Here is a 5,557-nt window from a genome sequence, read left to right as displayed (position 1 = left end):
CGCAACAAGGAACTGTTCCGCGGCCTGGAGACTGTGGACGACGTCGGCGTGATGCGGGATTTCGAGTCGCTGACGTTCGGCGGCTGGACGCCGTTCCTGAGCACGGTCCAGGCCGAACAGGTGATGATCCAGAACCGCGTCCCGTTCACCCTGCTCTTCGACAGGGACTGGGAGAACCTGGCGCGCTGGAAAGTGGTTGTACTGGCCGCGCAGGAAAACCTGAGCGACCGGGAAATCGGCCTGGCCCGCAAGTATGTGAAAGCGGGCGGCTCGCTGGTGGTGGTCGGCGCAAGCACCGGGGCGTACGACTCCTGGCGCCGTCAGCGGCGGGGGGCCGACACGTTCTGGAGCATGATCGGTCTGCCGGAGGTTGAGGAGAGCCTGCAATCTTCCGCCAGAACGGTCCTGGGAAACGGCAAAGTATGCTACCTGCCCGCTTTCGAGAGCCACCAGGCTGTACCGCAAACCGCCCGGAATGTCCACCCGGACTACTGGTACCTGCCCCTGAACGCGGAAGAATTTCTCGACGGCCTCCGCTGGGCCGCGGGCGGAGAGTTCAGCCTGACCGCGGGCGGGATGCCCTGGCTGGCGGCGGCCCAGTACCGCAAGGGGAAACAGCGACAGGTCCACCTGGTCAACTACCGTCCCGGCCATCCGCTGCGCCACGTGCCGGTGGTGATCAGAGAGCCGGGGTTCAAGCCCGGCAGGGCGCGTCTGCTCTCGCCGGACCATGAGCCGGTGGCCCTGGAGCTATCACCCTATGGCCGAGGCTGGACTGTGCTGGTGCCCGAAGTGGATATCTACGGGGTGGTGGTGGTGGAGTGAGGATTTTTCTACCGGCAGGGCTGACGAGTTAAGCCTGATATACCGCCTGGATACGATGTTTGTGGAAAGTGACAGCGTTGACGCAATCGAACCGGTTCATTAGAATTAGTTAACGAAACAATGAACCGGTGGGGATTGGATGAAAGTACAGGTCTGGCTTTTGGTTTCTCTACTGCTGGCGGCTCTCGCCTGCGGCTCCGGCGACAGCGGCCGGGTGCGCCCGGTGGACGAAAGCGATCACGATGTCCCCGCCGCCGCCGACACCCAGCCGGAGCAGGCCCCGGCGGAAAAGCCAGCCGCGCGCCGCCCGGCCCAGCGCGCCTGGGACACCTCCAACCCGGAGAGCTTTGACGTGGAGGAGCTGAACCGGCAGCGGGCGAAATCTTTGCTCCCGTCCCCGCCGCCCCCACCTCTGAAATTGGATACATTAAGGGTTAAGCCAAGCGAGCATCCAGAATTACCATCAACTATTATTGAGTGGCTTGATGAGCGTGAGTATATAATTCCTCAGTCGTCATTCTCGAACTTGGGTGAGTACTCGAACGTAATATATGGGGAATTCTTAAGAAAGGGCCAGCAAGACTGCGCTGTGCTTGTGATTAAAGAAGGCAATAGGAGTCTAATAGTTTTTCCTCAAGGAAAGACTAATGATCCGCATATCGTTTGCGAGGAAGAGGATAGTAATTTTTGGGCTGTGTATAGGACTAGGCCAACGACAGCCGTTTACCTATACAAAATTGAAGTTGTTGGGAAGGAGTACATCTTGGAAAGATATAGAAGATATGGTGGGCCTATGCCTCCTGTAATAACACACGCGGCCATTAATTACATAATTGTAGAAAAGGCGTCGAGTGTTTTTTATTACCATATTGATAACTGGATTGAACTTCAAGGAGCTGATTAAGTTTATTCCAACTGGAAGTGGAAGTGGTTTCCCTCATCAAGTAGTGGCACTCCGAAAATTCGTGGGCCGTTGGATCTCAACCAGTTAACTTGACTGGTCGTGATACCATGCTCGGTATTGATACTGATATCAACACTATTGCCCCACCTATGGTTTGCATGTTTCCCTTTCCTCTCCATTAATCCTTCTATTTTGAATAATCCTCCCCAGGGAAGACTCATATCATTGACCCAGATTTGATTATTCTCCGGGCGCTGAAATGTAACACTATAAGGATCATTTTTTGTCACTGTTTCATCGAATTCACCTGCCTCATATGCCGTCCCGAACTCGCTGTTTAATTGAACAAGTTTTTTTACTAGCTCTTCTGTGCCATAGTGGGAGACTTCCGAAGGGTGCTTTTCATCCCCAGTGTACAGATGCATGTACGGCAAATCATATTGGTAGAGGTCGTAGAGCTTCTGCGCGTAGCGGAGATCCACGTACAGCTCGTAGCACAGGGACTCCCCCGGCCAGGTATGCGTGATCTTGAACCGGCGCCGCGTGCAGACATCCGAGGGCTGGTACCAGACCTGAGTCTGGCTGCCATCCCGTAGCCGGAAACTCACCTCGCCGGCCGAGACTTTGCGGAAACCCACGGAGTTCATGTCCTCGAACGTGCCCAGGTGCTCCGGCTCAATCCCGTGCCCGTGGCCGCCGTAGTCGAGGTTCCGGACGTGCTCCATCTCGATAGTCACCTCGCTGTCCGCCGGGCCGGTAAACCGGAACGGGGCCGGCCCGATCCCGCTTTCGCCGGGATGGTAGAGGGTGAACATCTGCCCGCTCAGCGCCGGATCGAGCTCGGTTGTGTTGAACCCGGCCGAGGGCAGGTCGGACCGGGAGAGGACCCCCAAGCTGCGGTCCGGGTCGCCGCGAACCACGCTCAACCTGGTCAGCACCCTGTCGAGCATGGACACCTGGCGCCCGGTACCCGGATATTTGCGGATCTGATTCCTGGCCCGCTGGAATTTCCAGATCTCTCCGGGGATTTTACCGTGCAGCTTGCGGCCGGTATTGACCAGTTCATGGCGATACCTTGTCCATTCCCGGCGGGCGTTAATATCGCTCAGTTGGCCGTGCAGTTTTTCGATCTCACCGATCAGGCCGTCGATCTCGCGGTCGATCTCCCCTCCGCCGGCCTCACGGAGCAATTCGTCGATCTTGTGGCAGGACTGCAAGACGTAATCCGCTGGCGGTGACGGCATCCTACCCCTCCCCTCCCGTAGGTGATAAATCATCTCGGTCAACTGCGGAATTTGCGCATTAAAATAACAGCGAACCACCGCTTTGTCCAGCGAAGTCGGTGCAATATATACACTTAAGCGATTTTTACGAAAATATTATTTCGGTCGGAAATGGACGTTCGGTGCGCCGGGGTAACTTGCGAAACGAGGAGAACTGCTTGAAAAGCAAAAACCCGGCAGTTCCGTCTGCCGGGTTGTCGCGGGGTATGTTTTTTGGGGATTCACCGCTCTGGCGGCAAATGACAGCGGGCACCGGCCCTCATGGCCCTGTCTCCCGCCGACGTTTGCATTATACCATACGTGTGATGGTTGTCAAGTATTCAACGGTTTTTTTCTTTTTAGGTTTTATTTTATAACCTCCCGGTATACAATCCGTTCCAAGGACATTGATAACCACTTTCCGCGAGCCGCGTTTCCGTAACATATTGTTATATAATGAGTTGTCCGAATCCTCAGGAGTTATCCCGCACCGCTTAAACCGATTTATCACCCCAACTTCCCAACTCGCTTCTCCTGCGAAAAATCGGCGATCTTTCCCGAATCGGACAAAAATTGTCGGCAAAAACGGTTTTTCCTCACCCTGGTTGTTGCCTCGGCAGGCAGGTACGCAGAAAAATTTCTTATTTGCTTGACAGGGTCTGGCCCGGCGATTATAATCTATATTGTCGATCGATAAAGTGAACTTGGAGGAGGGAGGGACAGATGTCCGTGATAGACGAAACTCTGGCCGCCAACCAGGCCTACGCGAGCCGGTTCGGTCTGGCCGACCTGCCGATGCCGCCGGGGCGCAACCTGGCGGTTGTGGCCTGCATGGATGCCCGCGTGACGGTGGAGGAGCTGCTGGGGCTGAAAACCGGCGATGCGCATATTATCCGTAACGCGGGCGGGATTGTCACCGATGACGCTCTGCGCAGCCTGGTGATCAGCTCCAGACTGCTGGGGACGAAGGAATTCATGATCATCAACCACACCGACTGCGGCATGCTGACGTTCAAGGACGAGGACCTGGTAAACCGCCTGGTTGACGAGTCGGGAACGGCCGTGGTTTCGCCCTCGGCGTTCCATGCCTTCGGCAGCCTCGAGGAGAATGTCCGCCGCCAGGTGAGCAAGGTGAAGCACCACCCCTGGATCGATGAGGGCATCCTGGTCCGCGGCTTCGTGTTCGACGTCAAGAGCGGAGCACTGACGGAAATCAACTAGCACGGTTTTGTCGAAACAAAATCCCGCCGCCAACTGCGGGGGGCGGAACACAAAAAGCCCGGCGCCGAAAACTCGGCGCCGGGCTTTTCACTTTTCAGCACAGGCTCGGGTGTGCGGTCACGGCTCTACCAGGCTCCCGTTCTCCAGCCTGGGCTTGTAGATATTTTCGTAAACCTCGCGGCTTACCCAGCAGCGCTCGGACACCTGCACCATCTCGTCGTCGGACACCCCCGCCAGGTCTACACTCCAGCATCCTCTATTCGTACCCAAAAACACCGGGAGCAGCTCCTGGAAAGTGTGCGATGTATCAGTGTGAGTAAACTTGGAGGTTTTTGCATAGAAACAACTATCCAATATTGTAAATTCTGCGTCAAGCCAATACTGCCCGGACGGGACGAACGGGAAGTTGAAATTCTCCTCGTTGCTCGCATCGGTATTGTCATCGTAGGAAATGAAGTAACCGTAGACGTCGTTTTCCTGGTAGAAATCTATCGTTTCTCCGAAATACAACGTAACAATGATATTATCGTCAGACAAGTTGTCGTGATCGAACGGCGGCGGGTAGTCGCCGTCGGCTTCGTACTCCACCACCCCATAAATGTCGGAATACAGCAGATAAATTTCCTCTGTCGTAGTCTTATCGTCCCCACAGCTGACCGCCATGATCGAAATCGACACCAGCGCGGCCGCGGCCAGGTTCCCCAGTTTTCTCAACATTACAATACCCTTTCCCGACGGTTAACTGTCACTGCTTGCGAATGCAGTCTCTGGAATTCGTGCCGCAAAGATATCCCCGTTCCGCCGGCCGCGGAAGGGTTTTAACTGGAAACCCCGGCCAGGGCATTACCGTCAACCGGGGGGAAGGGCCGCCGCCGGACGGGGTCTTCATCTGATTCTTGAATTGCGGAAGCCTGCGGTTAATTCCTGCTGCGTCTGCTGCCGCTGGAACCGGACGACTTACTGCTGCTGGAACTCGAACGGCTGCGGCTGCTGCTTCTCGCTGCGGGGCGCGATCCGCTGGAGCGGCTGCGGCTGCTCGATGAACTCCGGACTGCGGGAGCCGAGCGGCTGCGGCTGGATGACCGTGTGGCCGCCGGTTGCGTGCTGCTGGAGCGGCTGCGGCTGCTTGAACTCCTGGCCGCCGGTTGCGTAGTGCTGGAGCGGCTGCGGCTGGCGGGCTTGTAGGTCCGGCCGCCGCGGCTGCTGGTGGTGGTCCGTCCGGAACTGACAGTTCTCTCGCGGGTGGTGGAAGATGGACGGTAGGTCCGTCCCTCGCTGCCCCGTATGGCCCGGTCCGTCTTTGCGGTGCGCGAGGAGATCGAGGCGCGGTCGCTGCGGCTGCGCG

General features: G+C 56.9%; 5 protein-coding genes. 3 read left to right on the top strand and 2 right to left on the bottom strand.

What is annotated here, in order from left to right; all coding sequences use genetic code 11:
- The first annotated feature begins 964 nt into the window (after positions 1 to 964).
- A complete protein-coding gene (locus tag FVQ81_17970) occupies positions 965 to 1,729 on the top strand; it encodes a hypothetical protein (protein ID MBW7998419.1) in 765 nt (254 codons plus the stop codon).
- Positions 1,730 to 1,731: 2 nt separating this feature from the next.
- Here FVQ81_17970 and FVQ81_17965 read toward each other — a convergent pair whose 3' ends face one another.
- Positions 1,732 to 2,973: a hypothetical protein gene (locus tag FVQ81_17965; GenBank protein ID MBW7998418.1), complete on the bottom strand. Its 1,242-nt coding sequence runs from the start codon at positions 2,971 to 2,973 to the stop codon at positions 1,732 to 1,734.
- Positions 2,974 to 3,170: 197 nt separating this feature from the next.
- Between FVQ81_17965 and FVQ81_17960 the strand changes: the two genes are divergently transcribed.
- Positions 3,171 to 3,368 (top strand): hypothetical protein, encoded by a 198-nt coding sequence (locus FVQ81_17960; protein ID MBW7998417.1) that lies wholly within the window; start codon positions 3,171 to 3,173, stop codon positions 3,366 to 3,368.
- 346 nt (positions 3,369 to 3,714) lie between these two features.
- Positions 3,715 to 4,212: a carbonic anhydrase gene (locus tag FVQ81_17955; protein MBW7998416.1), complete on the top strand. Its 498-nt coding sequence runs from the start codon at positions 3,715 to 3,717 to the stop codon at positions 4,210 to 4,212.
- Positions 4,213 to 4,329: 117 nt separating this feature from the next.
- Here FVQ81_17955 and FVQ81_17950 read toward each other — a convergent pair whose 3' ends face one another.
- Positions 4,330 to 4,929: a hypothetical protein gene (locus FVQ81_17950; protein MBW7998415.1), complete on the bottom strand. Its 600-nt coding sequence runs from the start codon at positions 4,927 to 4,929 to the stop codon at positions 4,330 to 4,332.
- Between the last annotated feature and the right edge of the window lie 628 nt (positions 4,930 to 5,557).

It is taken from the genome of Candidatus Glassbacteria bacterium (assembly GCA_019456185.1).
Classification (GTDB): Bacteria; Gemmatimonadota; Glassbacteria; order GWA2-58-10; family GWA2-58-10; genus JAJRTS01.
This window is presented reverse-complemented; position numbering and strand designations above follow the sequence as displayed.

Coding starts and splice junctions, on each gene's coding strand:
- FVQ81_17950 (MBW7998415.1), bottom strand. CDS start 4,929: ATGTTGAGAAAACTGGGGAACCTGGCCGCGGCCGCGCTGGTGTCGATT.
- FVQ81_17965 (MBW7998418.1), bottom strand. CDS start 2,973: ATGCCGTCACCGCCAGCGGATTACGTCTTGCAGTCCTGCCACAAGATC.
- FVQ81_17955 (MBW7998416.1), top strand. CDS start 3,715: ATGTCCGTGATAGACGAAACTCTGGCCGCCAACCAGGCCTACGCGAGC.
- FVQ81_17970 (MBW7998419.1), top strand. CDS start 965: ATGAAAGTACAGGTCTGGCTTTTGGTTTCTCTACTGCTGGCGGCTCTC.